Below are 14,926 nucleotides of genomic sequence, written 5' to 3'. Positions count from 1 at the left end.
CACCCGCAGCGATGACACCGTTCCGCCGCGCCCGCCTGCCGAGCGCCGCGAGGAGAGCGAGAGAGCCATGACCTCGACCCGTCCCCTGCTTCGCCGATTCGCCGCGGGAGCAGCCGTGGCCGTCGGCGCCCTGCTGCTGTCCGCCTGCGCCGGCGGCGCAGCATCCGCCCCGTCGGAGAGCGCCGCCGACAGCGCGGGCCTCGGCGACCTGACCGTGCAGCTCAGCTGGATCCTGAACGAGGAGTGGTCGGGCGAGCTCATCGCCGACGCTGAGGGCTACTACGCCGACGCGGGGCTCGCCTCGGTGCAGCTCGTACCCGGTCCTTCGAGCGGTGTGCCCGAGCTGCTCTCGGGCACCGCCGATCTGTCGCTGACCGACGCCCTCTCGGTGGGCGCCGCCGTCGCGAACGAAGCGGCACCGCTGAAGATCATCGGCGCGACGTTCCAGAAGAACCCCTTCACGATCGCCTCCCTCGCCGACGGCGCCGACATCACGACGCCGCAAGACATGATCGGCAAGAAGATCGGCGTGCAGGACTCCAACCGGGCCGTCTTCGACGCGTTCCTCGCCGCGAACGGCATCGACACCTCCGAGGTCGACATCGTGCCCGTGCAGTACGACCCCGCACCGCTGACCACCGGCGAAGTCGACGGGCTCATCGCGTTCGTCACGAGCCAGTCCGTCGCGATCGAGCTGCAGGGGATCGAGGTCACCGACCTGCTCTTCGCCGACAACGGCCTGCCGTTCGTCGGCCACGTCATCACCGTCACCGACGACACCATCGCCTCCGACCGCGATGCCCTCAAAGCCTTCCTCACGGCCGAGATCCGCGGCTGGAACGACGCCGTGGCCGACCCCGGCGTCGGAGCCCAGCTCGCCGTCGACGAGTACGGCACCGACCTCGGGCTCGATCTCGAGAGCTCGACGGCCAGCGCGACCGCCCAGGCGGAGCTGCTCGTCGTCTCGGACGAGACGGTCGAGAACGGCCTGTTCACCATCTCGGCCGACCTGCAGGAGCAGACGCTGGCGAGCCTGGCCACGTCGGGCTACGCGCTCACCGCGGCCGACCTGTTCGACCTCACCCTGCTCGACGAGGTCTACGCCGAGAACCCCGACCTCGTCGCCTCCCCGCGCTGAGCCGCCGGGCCGGGAGCGCATCCCGGCCCGGCCTCCGCCGCATCCCGCACCCCACCCAGGAAGCACCCCCATGAGCATCACCCCCACGATCCTGCTGACCCCCGACGTCGTGCTGACGATGGACGACGAGCGCTCGGTGCTCGAGGGCGCCGCCGTCGCCGTGCAGGGCGACGCGATCGTCGCCGTCGGTCCGCGGGCAGACCTCGAGGCCGCCTACCCCGGCGCCGCCCGGATCGACCTGCCCGACCGGGTGCTCATGCCGGGCCTGGTGAACGCCCACCACCACTCGGGCATGCTGCGCGGCACCGCCGAGCATCTGCCGGTGTGGGAGTGGCTGCGCCTGCACATCGACCCGATGCACCGGGTGCTCCGCCCCGACGAGGCGGAGGCCGCCGCCTGGCTCTGCTACGCGGAGGGGCTTCTGTCGGGCACCACCACGGTGGTCGACATGTGGCGCTACATGGACGGCGCGGCGCGCGCGGCATCCGCCCTCGGCAACCGCCTGGTCACGGTCAACTACGTCGGCGAGCACCCCGACTTCGACTACTTCGACACCCTCGACGACAACGAGCGGATGCTGACGCAGTGGGCCGGCGCGGCGAACGGCCGCATCATGCCGTGGGTCGGCCTCGAGCACCCGTTCTACGCCGACGAAGCCGGGCAGCGCCGGGCCGTGGACCTCGCGAAGGCGTACGACACGGGCATCTACACGCACTGCAGCGAGGCGGAGATCGAGGTCGCCGATTTCGTCTCGCGCTACGGCGTGCGGCCGATGTTCGCGCTCGAGAAGCTCGGCTTCTTCGACACCCCGCGCGCGATGATCGCCCACGCGGTGTGGCTCGACCAGGCCGAGGTCGAACTCATCGCCGAGCGCGGGGTCGGCGTCTCGCACAACCCCGTGTCGAACATGAAGCTCGCCAGCGGCATGGCGCCGATCGCCGAGATGCTCGCGGCGGGCGTGAACGTGGGCCTGGGCACCGACGGCGAGAAGGAGAACAACAACCTCGACATGTTCGAGGAGATGAAGGTCGCCTCCCTCCTCGGCAAGCTCCGCACGATGGATGCGGCGGCCATGGACTCCTGGCAGGTGCTGCAGATGGCGACCCGCGGCGGCGCGGCGGCCATCGGCCGCGGCAGCGACATCGGAGCGATCGCGCCCGGCTTCCAGGCCGATCTCGTCGCCGTCCGCACCGACACCCCGCGGATGACGCCGCTGCTGCCGTCGGGCGGATACGCGAACGTGCACCACAACCTCGTGCACGCCGTACGCGGATCGGACGTCGACCTGACCATGGTCGCGGGCGACGTCGTCGTCCGCGACGGCCGACTCGTGCACGCCGACCTGGGCGAGATCATCGACCGCGTGCGCTCGCTCGTGCCCGACCTCTTCGCCCGCCGCTCGGCCTGGCTCGACGCCCAGGACGACCCGACCGGCCTCTTCCACGGCTGACACACGAGAAGCGAACGGCCGTAACACGGCCTTCGTAGCCTCTCGAACAACCGCGTGCACGACCACGACCCCCACCTCGCGACGGAGAAGCCCATGACGATCGAGATCACCCGCGGCGCGCTCCGCGAGCGCGTCGCCGCGTTCCTGGCCGACGACCCGGGGCGCCTCCTCGTGGGCGGCCGCTGGACCCCCGCCCACGACGGCGCGACCTTCGCCACGCTCGATCCCGCCACCGGCGAGACGCTCGCCATGGTCGCGCGCGGATCGGGTGCGGACGCGGATGCTGCGGTGGCCGCCGCATCCGCCGCCCGTGCGTCGTGGGCCGACATGCGGCCCGCCGACCGGGGTGCGCTGCTGTGGCGCATCGCCGACCTGATGCAGGAGCACCTCGACGACCTCGCCGAGCTCGAGACGCTCGACCAGGGCAAGAGCGTGCGCACCTCACGCTTCGGCGAGGTGCCCGCCGCGATCAACCAGTTCCGCTACTACGCGGGATGGCCGACGAAGATCGTCGGCGAGACGATTCCGACGTCGCTGAGCCGCACACCGCCGGGCAAGGAGGTCTTCGCCTACACGCGGCGCGAGCCCGTCGGCGTCGTCGCGGCAATCGTGCCGTGGAACTCGCCGCTCATCATGACGGCGATGAAGCTCGCCCCCGCGCTCGCTGCCGGCTGCACGATCGTGCTGAAGCCGGCCGAGAACACCCCGCTGACGGCGCTGTACCTCGGGCGCCTGCTGCAGGAGGCGGGCGTGCCCGACGGCGTCGTCAACATCGTCACCGGCTTCGGCGGCGAGGCGGGGCAGGCCCTGGCCGAGCACCCCGGGGTCGCGAAGGTGGCCTTCACCGGTTCGACCGCGGTCGGAAAGCGCCTCGTCGCCACCGCCGCCGGGAGCCTGAAGCGGCTCACCCTGGAGCTCGGGGGCAAGTCGCCCGCTCTCGTGCTCCCCGACGCCGACCTCACCCAGGCCGTGGACGGCATCTCGCGCGGCATCTTCGACAACGGCGGCCAGGTGTGCGTCGCGAGCGCCCGCGTCTACGCCCACCGCTCGGTCTACCGCGATGTCGTCGACGGGATCGCGGCGGCGGGCGAGAAGCTCCGGCTCGGACACGGTCTCGACCCCGACGCCGACCTCGGACCCCTCGTCAGCCTCGCCCAGGCCGAGCGGGTGGCCGGCTTCATCGACGAGGGCCGGGCGCAGGGCGCGACCGTCGTCACGGGCGGCGAGCGCTCGGGCGACGCCGGCACGTTCTTCGCGCCGACGGTGCTCACCGACGTGCGGGCCGACATGCGCCTGATGCGCGAGGAGATCTTCGGCCCCGTCGCGGTCGTCACCCCCTACGACGACCTCGACGAGGTGGTGGGGTGGGCGAACGACTCGCCGTACGGCCTCGCGGCGAGCGTGTGGACGGAGGGTCTCAGCGACGCCCACCGCGTGGCGGCGCGCCTGCAGGCGGGCACCGTGTGGGTGAACTGCCACTCGTTCCTCGGACCGGAACTCCCCAAGGGCGGCCACAAGGAATCGGGATGGGGCTACGAGAACGGCGCCCAGGGCTTGGAGAACTACTTGGAGACGAAGACGGTGGTGATGGTGCTGTGACGAAACGGATCAGGCTCGGGGTCTTCGAGATGATGAACCCCAGCAACGGGATGCCGACGTGGACCGACCCGCGCGGCCGCGGCGACGACTGGGACGACCTCGATCACTGGGTGACGCTCGCTCGCGAGCTCGACGCCGCGGGGTTCGACTTCCTCTTCTTCGCCGACACGTACGGCTATGCGACCCTCGACGGGCGGATGCCCGAAGAGGTGGCGGCGCACGGCATCCAGTTTCCCGCCCTCGACCCGATGCTCGCGATCGCGGCCCTCGCCCGCGAGACCGAGAGCCTCGGCTTCGTCGTGACGTCGCCCACCACCGTGGAGCGCCCGTACGCCACGGCCCGCCGCTTCGCCACCCTCGACCGGCTCACCGGCGGACGCATCGGGTGGAACATCGTCACCGGCAGTTCGCAGGCGACGACCGACGAGCTGTTCGGCGTCACCGAGCAGCTCACTCACGACGAGCGGTACGACGCCGCCGACGCCTTCCTCGACACGTGCCTGCGGTACTGGGAGCACAGCTGGGACGACGACGCCGAGGTGCGCGACCGGGCGAGCGGCGTCTACGCCGACCCCGCGAAGCTGCGGCCCGTCGAGGTCGAGGGGCGCTTCCAGCGCTCGCGCGGCATCTTCGCCGTGCCGCCGACACCCCAGCGCACGCCCGTGCTCTTCCAGGCCGGCACCTCCGACCGAGGCCGCGCGTACGCCGCCCGCAACGCCGAGGCCGTCTTCATCCAGGGGCAGACGATCGCCTCGGCCGCCGCCCACGTCCAGGACATCCGCGAGCAGGCGGTGAAGAACGGGCGTGCGGCCGACGACGTCGCCGTGGTCACCGGCATGACCGTGACGGTGGCGCCCACCTCGGAGGAGGCCCGGATGCTGCGCGCCGAGTACGAGGCGCTCCTCGGCCTCGACGACGCGGCCGTGATGTTCGCGGGCATCACCGGGCTCGACCTCACGGGCCTCGACCCCGAGATGCGGGTCGTGGACCTGAAGACCGATCTCGGGCAGACGCTCGTGCAGCGCTACGCGCGGCAGGACCCCGACATGCGCGTCGGGCAGATCCTCGACCAGTTCCGCACGAAGGCGATCCGCGGCTTCCAGGTCACCGGGTCGCCGGTCGAAGTCGCCGACGAGATCGAGCGCATCGTCGACGGCTCCGGCATCGACGGGATCATGCTCGAACCGACCTTCGGCGGCCTCGACGCCTACCGCGCATTCATCGAGCTCGTGCTGCCGATCCTCGTCGAGCGCGGCCGCGCGGGCGGTCCCGATCCACGCGTCCGGTCCCTCAGCTTGTCGAAGGGTCTGGACGCTTCGACAGGCTCAGCGACCGGACCACGGAACGGTCTGGATGCTTCGACAGGCTCAGCGACCGGACCACGGTCCACCGCCGCCGCGCCCCTCACGCTGCGCGAGAGATTCACCGGCGCTCCGCGCCTCGCACCGACCCACCGCGCGCACGGGCTCTCGGCCCGCGCCGCCGACGACCACGAGATGGGAGCCACCGAGAAATGAGAGCCGACGCCGTCGACGCGGTCATCCGCGGCCTGAAGAGGGCCGGGGTGAGCGTCGCGACCTATCTTCCCGACTCGCTTCTGAAGGAGCTCTACCCGGCGCTCGACGCCGACCCCGACATCCGCACGATCCCCGTGACGAACGAGGGCGAGGGCGCGGCGATCGCCGGCGGCGTCTTCCTGTCGGGAAAGCGCGCCGTGCTCGTGATGGAGAACTCCGGGCTCCGCGCCGCCACCGAGCACCTCGCCCGCATGGGACTCGGCGCCGGCATCCCGGTCGTGATGATCATGAGCTACCGGGGAGAGATGGGCGAGAACAACTGGTGGGCGATCCCCCACGGGATCACGATGGAACCGCTGCTGCAGGCACTGCGCACCCCCTACACGATCGTGCGCGACGTCGATGAGCTCGAGACCGCGATCGTGCGCGCCTACGACACCGCCTACGCCTCGTACTACCACGCGGCGATCGTCCTCGGAGGAGACCTGGTCCGATGAGCTACTCCCGATTCGAAGCCATGAAGCTCCTCGGCGCGCGTCTCGCCGACGAGCTCGTCATCCTCTCCCTCGGCGGCGCGGTCGACGAGTGGTACAACGCCGCCCCGCACATGCGCGACGCGAGCCTGTTCCAGCAGCAGCTCGGCTGCGTCACCCCCGAGGCCTTCGGCCTCGCGGTGGGCCTCCCGCACCGCCGCATCGTCTCGCTCGACACCGACGGCGGACTGCTGTTCAACCTCGGCATCCTCGCCACCCTCGGCAACGAACGCCCCGAGAACCTCTTCATCGTGGTCTGGGACAACGAGCAATACCAATCCATCGGTGGGCCGGCCACCCACACCGCGAAGGGGCGCGTCGACCTCGCCGCGATCGCCCGCGGCGCCGGCGTCGACCAGGCGCACACGGCCGAGACCCTCGAGGAGTTCGACGCGCACTGCGCCGCCGGGCTCGCCGCATCCGAGCCGTACATCGTCGTCGCCAAGACCGACGGAATCCTCGAACCCGGCATCAAACGCAAGCACTCCGACGGCCGAGAAGACAAGTACATCTTCGTCCGACACGTCGAGGCCACCGAGGGCATCAGCATCATGGGCCCGAGCGAGCACAACTGATGCCCGTGGTGACCGCGCCGGCGCCCGACTACGACCTCATCGTGGTCGGCGGCGGCGCGGCCGGGAGCGTGCTGGCCGCCCGCCTCTCGGAAGACCCCGACCGGCGGGTGCTGCTGATCGAGGCGGGGCCCGACCACCGCGGGGTGCGCGAGATCCTCGACGCCGCGCACTGGGACGCCATGATCGGCGGGCCGTACGACTGGGGCTACCGCTCCACCCCGACAGACCACGTGCTCGGGCGCTCGCTCGCGATGCCCCGCGGCAAGGTGCTGGGCGGCAGCTCGAGCACGAACGCCATGCTCTGGTACCGCGGCAACCGCGCCGACTACGACGCGTGGGCGGCCGCCGGGGCGACGGGGTGGGGGTACGACGACCTCCTGCCGTCCTTCCGGCGCTCGGAGTCGCGGGCGGGCGGCGACCCGGCCTTCCGCGGCACCGACGGACCCATGCGGGTCGGCCCGCTCGCCGACGTGCACCCGATCGCCGACGCCCTCATCGCCGCCTCGGCCGAGCGCGGCCTGCCGGTGCTCGACGACGCCAACGGCGCGACGAACGAGGGAGCCGTCTACGCCGACTACAACGCGGTCGCCGGAGCGGACGGGGCCTTCGAACGGTGGAGTACCGCCCGGGCCTACCTCGAGCCCGCTCTCGCGCGCGAGAACCTTCACGCGCTCGTCGGGAGCGCCGTGCACGGAGTCGTCGTCAGAGGCGGTGTCGTCACCGGCGTGCGGCACGTCGTCAACGGCTCGCTCGTGACCACGACGGCCGCGCGCACGGTGCTCGCCGCCGGCGCCCTCGACACCCCGCGTCTGCTGCAGCTCTCGGGCATCGGCGACCCGGTGCGCCTCGCCGCCGCCGGGATCGACGCCGTGCACGACCTGCCCGGGGTGGGCGAGAACTTCCAGGACCACCCGTTGATCCTCGGCATGAACTTCCGTGCCCGCGCCGACCTCGGCCCCGTGATCGGCAACGGCGGGGGCGCGATGCTGAACTGGCGCAGCTCCCACGCCGAAGCCGGGCCCGACCTGCACACCGTCATCGCGCACGGCTCGCGCGGCGACGAGGCGCTCCACGCCGCGCACGACCTCTCCGGCAACCGCGTGTTCGCGCTCGTGCCGGGGCTGTACCGCTCGCGGAGCACCGGGTGGGTGCGCGTGCGCTCGGCCGACCCCGCAGCATGCGCCGATATCCACCCGAACTACCTCGCCGACCCGACCGACCTCGCCGCCATGGTCGAGGCCGTCGACGCGGTGCACGACCTCGTCGCCACGGCGGCCTACGCCGATCTCGCCGAGGGCCCGATCACCCCGCCGCACGGCCTCGACCACGCGGCGAAGGTGCGCTTCGTGCGCGAGAACATCGGCACGTTCTTCCACTGCTCGGGCACGGCCCGCATCGGCACCGACGACCTCGCCGTCGTCGACCCGGCTCTGCGGGTGCGCGGCCTGGAGGGCCTGTGGATCGCCGACGCCTCGGTCATGCCCACCATCCCGACCTGCAACACCCAGGCTCCCACCGTCGCGATCGCCGAGCGGGCCGCCGAGCTGCTGCGCGCCTGAGCGCCCGCGCACACCGGAGGGGATGTGCAGTCCGGAGGGCGGATGCGGCGGAACGCACCTCCCGTGCGCACATCTCCTCCCGTGTGAACCACGGACGGATGCGGCGCACCGCCCGACCGGCGTCAGCGCTCGAGGAGGGCGTCGAGCGCGAGGAACTGCGCGGTGAAGTCGGCGCGCAGCATCCGCTTCTGCTCGTCGTCGCAGAACGCGGCGTCGATGCCGTCGAGCGCGATGCGCTTCGCCGTCTCGGCGTCGACGCCCATGGCGAGAAGTCCCTCGCGGTACTCGCGGCCGAGGTCGGTGCGGAAGAACATCGCGTCGTCGGTCGAGACCGCTACGGCGAGCCCCGCGTCGATCATGCGGCGGATGCGGTGGGCGGGGTCGAGGGTCCATCCCGAGCAGATCGTCGTCGACACCGGGGTGACGGTGAAACGGATGCCGCGACCCCGTGCCAGCGCGACCACCTCCGGATCGTCGACGATGCGGTAGCCGTGGTCGAGCCGGTGGCAGCCGAGCACCTCGATCGCCTCGCGGACGGCCGCGGGGGACGCCGCATCCGTCTCGCCCACGTGGGCGGTCAGAAGCAGGCCGTGCGCGGCGGCGAGGCGGTAGGCGTCGGCGAACCGCGTGGGGTCTTCGGTGTTCTCGGGGGTGAGGTCGTCCTGTCCGAGTCCGACCACCGCCCGACGCGGGTGCGCGAGGATCTGCCGCACGAGCTCGACCGCCGCGTCGCCCGACTCGCGACGGTTGATGGCGACGACGATGCGGAAGCCGACGCCGAAATCGCGTTCGGCCCGCTCGAGTCCCGTGATGATCGGATCGATCACCTGCGTGTACGACAGGCCCCGCTCGGCGAAGTACTGCGGATTGACGTAGTACTCGCGGTAGCGGAGGTTGCCGTCGGCGACCGCGGAGCGCACGCCGTCATAGGCCACCCGCTCGAAATCGTCGGGGTCGCGGATGACGTCGTGCGCATAACGGAAGGCCACGAGGAAGTCGACGAGATCGTCGAAGTCGAAGAGTGTGGCCGGGTCACTCGACGGCAGGTCGACGCCGTGCTTCGCGGCGAGCTCGACGAACAGCGCGGCCGACATCGTGGAGACGAAGTGACAGTGCAGCTCGGTCTTCGGCAGCAGTTGCAGGTAATCGGCGTACGAGATCATACGCTGCGCCATCCGCTCGGCCCCTGCTTGACCACGAGCAGCCGGTAGGCCTCCCCCGTCGCCGACCACCAGCGGTGCGCCACCCCGCCCCGGTAGTAGACCGAGTCGCCTCGACCGAGGGTCTGGATCTCGCCGGCGAGGTCGACGCGAACGGCTCCCGCCAGCACGTAGACGAACTCGTCCTCGGCGTGCACGTACGCCTCGCCCGCCGAGACGTTCTCGCCCACGACCTCGAGCGGATGCATCGGCCTCGTCCCGTGCGCGAGGGTGCGGGCCGGGGCCGCGGCGAACCCGTCGTCGACCAGCCGCTCGTCCGATCGATGCACCTCGACCTCGGCCGCCTTCTCGTCGGGGGCGTCGGCGGCGGCGATCAGCTCGATCGGGCTGGTCTCCAGTGCCACCGCCACACGTCGAAGGGTCGACAGGCTGGGCTGCGCGAGACCGCGCTCGAGCTGGCTGAGGAACGGATGCGACAGATCGGTCGCGTCGGCGAGCTGCACCAGCGTCATCGCGCGGGCGTGACGCAGGAGGCGGATGTGCGCGCCCAGGCGCAGACTCGCGGCCCTCTCGTCGTGCACCGCTCCCTCGACCGTCGTCGTCATGTCGGCCTCAGGCGGGGAGCGCCACTCCGTGGTCGGTCGCGTACGCCTCCACCGCGGCCACGAAAGCGGCCCGGCGCGAGGGAGTGAGCCACGACGCCTCGAAGGAGTTGATCGCGAGCTGCACGAGGTCGGTCTGCGAGAGCCCCGCCTGCTCGGCGAGGGCGACGTAGTTCTCGCCGACGTAGGCGCCGAAGTAGGCCGGGTCGTCGGAGTTGACCGTCACGCGCAGTCCTTCGCGCAGGAGCCCGACGATCTCGTCGGCCTTCATCTGCTCGGTCACGAACGAGTTCGACACGGGGCAGGTGGTGAACCCGAGGCCGCGCTCCTTCGCGAGGGCGACGAGCGCGGGGTCTTCGACGATGTTCGTCCCGTGGTCGATGCGGTCGACCCCGATCTGCTCGATGACCGCGCGGATGTTGTCGACCGAACCGACCTGGTCGATGTCGCAGTGCATCGTGAGGAAGAACCCCTCGGCCTTCGCGCGGGCGAAGACGTCGGCGAACTTTCCGGGCGGGTTGTCGCGCTCGTCGGAGTCGAGGCCGACACCGATGATCCACGCCTTGTAGGGCAGCGCCTCCATGAGCGTCGTCATCGCGTGCTCGGCCGAGAAATCGCGGAGGAAGCAGAGGATCAGCTCGGCCGAGATGCCCAGCTCGCTCTCGGCGCGGACCGCTGCCCGACGGTAGCCGCCGATGACGTTGCCGAAGGGCACCCCGCGACTCGTGTGCGCCTGCGGGTCGAAGAACATCTCCGCGTGCACGACGCCCTGCTCCTTCGCGCGCAACAGGTACGCCCAGGCGAGGTCGTGGAAGTCGTCTGCCGTCTGCAGCACGTTCATCGCCGGGTAGTACACCGCGAGGAAGCTCGTCAGGTCGGTGAAGTCGTATGTCGCCTTCACCGCGTCGACGGTCTTCTCGGCGAGCTCGATGCCGTTGCGCGCGGCGAGGTCGAACTTGAGCTCGGGCTCGAGCGTTCCCTCGAGGTGCAGGTGCAGCTCGGCCTTGGGCAGGCCGAGGGCGAAGTCGGTCAGGGAGGTCATGCGGGAGTGTCCTTTCGGGCGGACGGATGCGGCGGAGACGGCGGGATGCGTCAGGACCGGTCTGCCATGCCCATGCGGGCGAGCACCACCGACTCGACGATCTGTACGAGGTTGTAGAGGATGAGCGCGGTGCCGGTGACCAGCACGACGGCCGTCCACACGGCCGAGAACTGCGCCCCGGCGATGTAGCCGCCGACGGCACCGCCGATGCCGCCGCCGACCGCGAGCCACTCCGCCAGGAGCGCGCCGGTGATCGCGCCGGGCACCGAGATGCGCACCGCCGCGAAGAACTCCGGCAGCGAACTCGGCAGGGCGACCTTGCGCAGTCGCGTCCAGGAGTTGCCGCCGTACACGGCGACGAGGTCGTTCATCTGCGGGGAGGCCGACTTGAGGCCGAACACGATGTTCACGAGGGCCGGGAACAGCACGACGATTCCGCCGATCACGGCGACCGAGGCGAACTCGCGACCGAAGATGAGGATGATCACGGGCGCCATCGCCACCAGCGGCACGGAGCGCAGCAGCATCGCCATCGGCATGAGCGCGTGCTCGATGCCCTTGCTCAGCTGGAACACGATCGCCACCAGCAGCGCGACCACGAGGCCCGCGGCGAACCCGACGAACGAGTGGCCGAGGGTCACCCCGAGCTGGCCGAACAGCTGCGCCCGGTTCGCCTCGGCGTTGGGCACCGTGAAGAGGAAGTTCCAGACGTCGATCGGTCCCTTGCCGACGTAGGCCGACACCTGGAAGACCCCGAGGGCTCCGACCCAGATGACGAGCACGGCGACGATCGTGAGCACGAAGGTCAGGAGCGCACGGGTGAGCGCGCGCACGGTGGACTTCGTCGCCTCACGACGGATCTCGGCGTTCAGCTTCGCGATCGATTCGGCGCCGCCGGGCACGGTGACCGCGGGCAGGGTGTCCATGCTCATCGGGATGCTCCCTTCGACCAGGGCGCCACGGCCCGCGAGATGAGACCGAGCAGCGCGTAGCCGAGCAGGGCCACCGCTCCGGAGGCGAGGGCGATGTCCCACACCCGGGCAGAGTTGAGGGCCTGCTGGGCGGCGATCATCGCCGGACCGACGCCGACGGTGATCTTGCCGAAGAACTCTCCCAGCACCGCACCGAGGAAGGCGGCGGGCACCGCGATCTGGAGGGCGTTGAGGATCGCGGGGAGGGAGGCGATGAGGCGCACCTTCCGCAGCTGGGTGAGCCGCGAGCCTCCGTAGACGGTGATGAGGTCGAGGCTCGCCTTGTCGGCGGCCTTCAGCCCGAGGAGCGCACCGACGACGGTCGTGAAGAAGCAGCTCAGCGCAGCGAGGAACACGGCCGTCGTCGAGGGCTGCCCGGCCGTCGGGATCGGCACGATGACGGTCAGGAGCAGACCCAGCGCGACGATCGGGATGCAGTACGTGATGATCGCGATCTGCATCACCACGCCCTCCAGGCGCGGCACGATCAGCACCAGCGCGGCCAGCACGAGGGCGAGGCCGTTGCCCCAGAGGTAGCCGATGCCCGCTTCGGTGAGCGTGATGCCGAAGTTCTTGGCGTAGAACTCCCACCCGGTGTCGAAGAACTCCACGACGACCTGCAGCGGGGTCGGGATGGCCTGCACCCCGCCGGGGCCGACGTTCGAGAACACCGTCGCTGCCAGGATCCACCAGACCGCGATGATGCCGACGACGCCGATCGCTCCGGTCAGCCACGCGGGGAGCGCGATGTCCTCCCACTGGATCGCGCGCGGCTTCGAGCCCTGGGGGGCGGGAGCACCCGGGCTCTTCGTCGCGGGCGCGTCAATGGTCATCGGCGGCGGCGCCTCCGACGCCGAACAGCAGTTCCTGCGCGTGATCGACGTAGGCGTGGAACTCGGGCGTGCGCATCATCTCGGGGGTCCGCGGACGCGGGAGGTCGATGGTCATGACCTCCTTGATGCGTCCCGGACGCGGGCTCATGACGGCCACCTGGTCGGAGAGGAAGATCGCCTCCGAGATGCCGTGCGTGACCAGGAGGGTCGTCGCGGGCTTCTCGGTCCAGATGCGCAGCAGCTCGAGGTTGAGCTTCTGCCGCGTCATGTCGTCGAGGGCGCCGAACGGTTCGTCGAACAGCAGCACCGAGGGCTTCATGATCAGGGAGCGCGCGATCGACACGCGCTGGCGCATGCCGCCCGACAGCTGCGCGGGCTTGGCCTTCTCGAAGCCCTTGAGCCCGACCAGGTCGATCATCTCGGCGACGTAGGCCTTGTCGACGGGCTTGCCCGCGACCTCGAACGGCAGCTGGATGTTCGACTGCACGCTGCGCCACGGCAGGAGCGCCGAGTCCTGGAACGCGATGCCCAGCTCGTTGCCCCGGCGCAGCTCTTTCGGGCTCTTGCCGTCGACACGGGTGGTGCCGCTGGTCGGGTCCTCCAGACCGGCGAGGATCCGAAGAATCGTCGACTTGCCGCACCCCGATGGACCGAGGAGGGCCAGGAACGTTCCCTGGTCGGTGTGGAGGTTGGCGTCCTGCAGCGCCACGACGCTCTTGCGTCCGACGCTGAAGACCTTGTTCAGTCCGGTGATCTGCAGGCCGGTGCCCAGGGTCGTCCCCTGGGCACCGGTCTCGGTGGCCGTATCGGTCACAATTGCACTCCCAAAGGGATCTCAGCCCGCGTAGGCGACGAGATCCGGGTTCTCCTCGTAGACCTCGGCCAGCAGGCTGAGGTCGAAGAGGTCGGATGCTTCGAGGATGATCCCCGCTCCCTCGAGGCTCTTGATGGTCTCCGCCTGCAGCGCATCGGAGATGGTGAAGATGCCGTTCTCCTCGGTCTCGTCCGAGACGACCAGGAGGTTCTGGGCCTCGGAGCCGGCGAGGGTCTTGGCCGGGTCGAGGTCGAGGTCGGTGCCGTAGGTCTCGATGGCGAGGTCGGCGCCTGCCTGCGGGTCGGCGAGCGCGTCGGTCCAGCCCTTGATCTCGGCGACGAGGAACGCCTTGAGCATCTCGCGGTTGTTCGCGATGGTGTCGTCGGTCACGGTGACCGTCTCGGCGACGAACGGCAGGCCGTTGTCGGCGAAGGGCAGGTTGGTCGTGGCGGTGCCCGCCATCTCGACCGAGATCGCCTCGTTGGTGAGGTAGGCGACGAAGCCGTCGACCTCGCCGTTGATCAGCGGTGCCGGGTCGTACTGCACGGGAACGATCGTGAGCTCGGAGGCGTCGATGTCGTTCGCGGCCAGCAGTGCGTTGAACAGCGTCAGGTTGGAGTCCTGGACGCCGATCTTCTTGCCCTTGAGGTCTTCGGGGGTGGCGATGTCGCCGCCGTCCTTCAGCGAGAGCACCGTGAAGGGGTTCGCCTGGAACGTCGCGCCGATGATCTTCAGCGGTGCCGACTCGTTGGCGACGGCCGCGCCGACCTGCACCGAGTCGCTCAGTGCGATGTCGGCGGTGCCGCTGAGGAGCTCGGGAACGCCGCCCGAGGGGCCGGGGACCAGCTGAACCGACGAGAAGCCGGCGTCGGTGTAGTAGCCCTTGGAGTCGGCGATGTACTCACCGGCGAACTCTTCGTTGAAGATCCAGCTGAGCTGCAGCGTGATGTCGCCGAAGCCGTCGGCGCTGGCCGATGCTTCGCCGCCGCCGGCGGTCTCGGTCGTGCTGCCCGCGCAGGCGGAGAGGGCGACGGCCGCGACGGCGATACCGGCGAGGGCTGCGGCGAGGCGCTTGGCGCGCCGGGGAAGAAGGAAGGACATGAACACTCCTGACGGATGTGGTGCTTCGGGTG

General features: G+C 70.5%; 14 protein-coding genes. 7 read left to right on the top strand and 7 right to left on the bottom strand.

Going from position 1 to position 14,926, the window contains the following annotated elements; all coding sequences use genetic code 11:
• The first annotated feature begins 67 nt into the window (after positions 1-67).
• The 7 genes from ABTU82_RS09370 to ABTU82_RS09340 all read left to right on the top strand — a co-directional run bounded on the left by ABTU82_RS09370 (position 68) and on the right by ABTU82_RS09340 (position 8,371).
• Positions 68-1,138 carry an ABC transporter substrate-binding protein gene (locus tag ABTU82_RS09370; RefSeq protein WP_407173071.1) on the top strand — a complete coding sequence of 357 codons (1,071 nt, stop codon included), beginning with the start codon at positions 68-70 and terminating at the stop codon, positions 1,136-1,138.
• A 70-nt stretch (positions 1,139-1,208) separates the two neighbouring features.
• Complete coding sequence (locus ABTU82_RS09365; protein WP_407173070.1) at positions 1,209-2,588, top strand: amidohydrolase family protein; 1,380 nt, start codon at positions 1,209-1,211, stop codon at positions 2,586-2,588.
• A gap of 54 nt (positions 2,589-2,642) precedes the next feature.
• The gene (locus ABTU82_RS09360) at positions 2,643-4,187 is read left to right on the top strand and encodes an aldehyde dehydrogenase family protein (RefSeq protein WP_407173068.1); all 1,545 of its coding nucleotides are present in this window, start codon (positions 2,643-2,645) and stop codon (positions 4,185-4,187) included.
• Positions 4,184-5,704, top strand: a complete 1,521-nt coding sequence (locus tag ABTU82_RS09355; RefSeq protein WP_407173067.1) for an NtaA/DmoA family FMN-dependent monooxygenase — start codon at positions 4,184-4,186, stop codon at positions 5,702-5,704. Before ABTU82_RS09360 ends, ABTU82_RS09355 begins: the two co-directional genes overlap by 4 nt.
• A complete protein-coding gene (locus tag ABTU82_RS09350; RefSeq protein WP_116647080.1) occupies positions 5,701-6,201 on the top strand; it encodes a thiamine pyrophosphate-binding protein in 501 nt (166 codons plus the stop codon). The genes ABTU82_RS09355 and ABTU82_RS09350 overlap by 4 nt, the downstream gene beginning before the upstream one ends.
• Entirely contained in the window at positions 6,198-6,812 is a 615-nt protein-coding gene (locus tag ABTU82_RS09345; RefSeq protein ID WP_407173066.1) for a thiamine pyrophosphate-dependent enzyme, read from the top strand. The genes ABTU82_RS09350 and ABTU82_RS09345 overlap by 4 nt, the downstream gene beginning before the upstream one ends.
• Complete coding sequence (locus ABTU82_RS09340; protein WP_407173065.1) at positions 6,812-8,371, top strand: GMC family oxidoreductase; 1,560 nt, start codon at positions 6,812-6,814, stop codon at positions 8,369-8,371. Before ABTU82_RS09345 ends, ABTU82_RS09340 begins: the two co-directional genes overlap by 1 nt.
• 122 nt (positions 8,372-8,493) lie before the next feature.
• Here ABTU82_RS09340 and add (ABTU82_RS09335) read toward each other — a convergent pair whose 3' ends face one another.
• From add (ABTU82_RS09335) to ABTU82_RS09305, 7 genes are read right to left on the bottom strand one after another with little or no spacing between them, the layout of a single operon-like run.
• On the bottom strand, positions 8,494-9,546 hold the full coding sequence (add, locus tag ABTU82_RS09335) for an adenosine deaminase (RefSeq protein WP_116647077.1): 1,053 nt from the start codon (positions 9,544-9,546) through the stop codon (positions 8,494-8,496).
• Positions 9,531-10,136: a helix-turn-helix domain-containing protein gene (locus tag ABTU82_RS09330; protein ID WP_407173063.1), complete on the bottom strand. Its 606-nt coding sequence runs from the start codon at positions 10,134-10,136 to the stop codon at positions 9,531-9,533. The genes add (ABTU82_RS09335) and ABTU82_RS09330 overlap by 16 nt, the downstream gene beginning before the upstream one ends.
• A 7-nt stretch (positions 10,137-10,143) precedes the next feature.
• Entirely contained in the window at positions 10,144-11,175 is a 1,032-nt protein-coding gene (gene add / locus ABTU82_RS09325) for an adenosine deaminase (protein WP_116647075.1), read from the bottom strand.
• Positions 11,176-11,225: 50 nt separating this feature from the next.
• Positions 11,226-12,107, bottom strand: coding sequence for an ABC transporter permease (locus ABTU82_RS09320; protein WP_407173062.1), 882 nt, complete (start codon positions 12,105-12,107; stop codon positions 11,226-11,228).
• Complete coding sequence (locus ABTU82_RS09315) at positions 12,104-12,979, bottom strand: ABC transporter permease (RefSeq protein ID WP_116647073.1); 876 nt, start codon at positions 12,977-12,979, stop codon at positions 12,104-12,106. Before ABTU82_RS09315 ends, ABTU82_RS09320 begins: the two co-directional genes overlap by 4 nt.
• The gene (locus ABTU82_RS09310) at positions 12,969-13,793 is read right to left on the bottom strand and encodes an ABC transporter ATP-binding protein (RefSeq protein WP_183042495.1); all 825 of its coding nucleotides are present in this window, start codon (positions 13,791-13,793) and stop codon (positions 12,969-12,971) included. Before ABTU82_RS09310 ends, ABTU82_RS09315 begins: the two co-directional genes overlap by 11 nt.
• Before the next feature lie 21 nt (positions 13,794-13,814).
• Positions 13,815-14,894, bottom strand: coding sequence for an ABC transporter substrate-binding protein (locus ABTU82_RS09305; RefSeq protein WP_116647072.1), 1,080 nt, complete (start codon positions 14,892-14,894; stop codon positions 13,815-13,817).
• Positions 14,895-14,926 lie beyond the last annotated feature (32 nt).

The sequence above is a fragment of the Microbacterium deferens genome, assembly GCF_045517775.1.
GTDB lineage: Bacteria > Actinomycetota > Actinomycetes > Actinomycetales > Microbacteriaceae > Microbacterium.
The sequence above is the reverse complement of the archived record's forward strand: the minus strand, read 5'-3'. Positions and strand labels throughout refer to the sequence as shown.

Bases quoted from the DNA above. Each gene is read 5' to 3' on its own strand.
- ABTU82_RS09370 (WP_407173071.1), top strand. From the start codon at position 68: ATGACCTCGACCCGTCCCCTGCTTCGCCGATTCGCCGCGGGAGCAGCC.
- ABTU82_RS09365 (WP_407173070.1), top strand. From the start codon at position 1,209: ATGAGCATCACCCCCACGATCCTGCTGACCCCCGACGTCGTGCTGACG.
- ABTU82_RS09350 (WP_116647080.1), top strand. From the start codon at position 5,701: ATGAGAGCCGACGCCGTCGACGCGGTCATCCGCGGCCTGAAGAGGGCC.
- ABTU82_RS09345 (WP_407173066.1), top strand. From the start codon at position 6,198: ATGAGCTACTCCCGATTCGAAGCCATGAAGCTCCTCGGCGCGCGTCTC.
- ABTU82_RS09340 (WP_407173065.1), top strand. From the start codon at position 6,812: ATGCCCGTGGTGACCGCGCCGGCGCCCGACTACGACCTCATCGTGGTC.
- add (WP_116647077.1), bottom strand. From the start codon at position 9,546: ATGGCGCAGCGTATGATCTCGTACGCCGATTACCTGCAACTGCTGCCG.
- ABTU82_RS09330 (WP_407173063.1), bottom strand. From the start codon at position 10,136: ATGACGACGACGGTCGAGGGAGCGGTGCACGACGAGAGGGCCGCGAGT.
- add (WP_116647075.1), bottom strand. From the start codon at position 11,175: ATGACCTCCCTGACCGACTTCGCCCTCGGCCTGCCCAAGGCCGAGCTG.
- ABTU82_RS09320 (WP_407173062.1), bottom strand. From the start codon at position 12,107: ATGAGCATGGACACCCTGCCCGCGGTCACCGTGCCCGGCGGCGCCGAA.
- ABTU82_RS09315 (WP_116647073.1), bottom strand. From the start codon at position 12,979: ATGACCATTGACGCGCCCGCGACGAAGAGCCCGGGTGCTCCCGCCCCC.
- ABTU82_RS09305 (WP_116647072.1), bottom strand. From the start codon at position 14,894: ATGTCCTTCCTTCTTCCCCGGCGCGCCAAGCGCCTCGCCGCAGCCCTC.